At 30.5% G+C, this 532-nt stretch carries 1 protein-coding gene; it reads left to right on the top strand.

All coding sequences use genetic code 11. From position 1 onward, the window contains the following. Positions 1–143 precede the first annotated feature (143 nt). The gene (locus tag ACOMCU_RS28305) at positions 144–428 is read left to right on the top strand and encodes a hypothetical protein (protein ID WP_421052319.1); all 285 of its coding nucleotides are present in this window, start codon (positions 144–146) and stop codon (positions 426–428) included. The last annotated feature ends 104 nt before the right edge of the window (positions 429–532 follow it).

Here is a 532-nt window from a genome sequence, read left to right as displayed (position 1 = left end):
TGTTCAATAAGAAATCACAAAAGGAATGAGCATTTACTGTAAAATAAGATTAGACGTATTAATGTCTAATAAAAAGTAATGCAAAAAATGATGCACATTAGTATTATTACACGACATAAATAAAAATATATGGAGGTATAGTTATGTGGATAATATTAGGGATTATTGCAATAGTAGCAACTCTTATAAATCTTTATATGTATGTAGCAGGAAAGGATTATAAGCTTGCTATGGCGATAGGATTATCATTTACAGCATTAACACTTTGTTCAGAATACAGTCTTGTATCTGGGTGGGTAAAAGTGGAAGATTGGTCAGCTCTATTGGATGTAGTACCTGGTATGGAAAAGGCATTATGGTTTTTGACAATTGTTTCTATCTTACTAAATATAACACCTATACTTTTAGAACTAAAAGGTAAGAGATAATTACTTATTGTCACACCATTTATATAATATGCAATTATTGTGTAAGTCTGTTTGTATAACTAACAAGGGCTTTAGTTAAATAACGATCTTCCACAATCGGGCGC

The organism is Lysinibacillus sp. UGB7 (assembly GCF_049058285.1).
Classification (GTDB): domain Bacteria; phylum Bacillota; class Bacilli; order Bacillales_A; family Planococcaceae; genus Lysinibacillus; species Lysinibacillus sphaericus_B.
The sequence above is the reverse complement of the archived record's forward strand: the minus strand, read 5'-3'. Positions and strand labels throughout refer to the sequence as shown.

What these genes read in the sequence shown, in the direction of transcription:
- ACOMCU_RS28305 (WP_421052319.1), top strand. Translation starts at nt 144, where the DNA reads ATGTGGATAATATTAGGGATTATTGCAATAGTAGCAACTCTTATAAAT.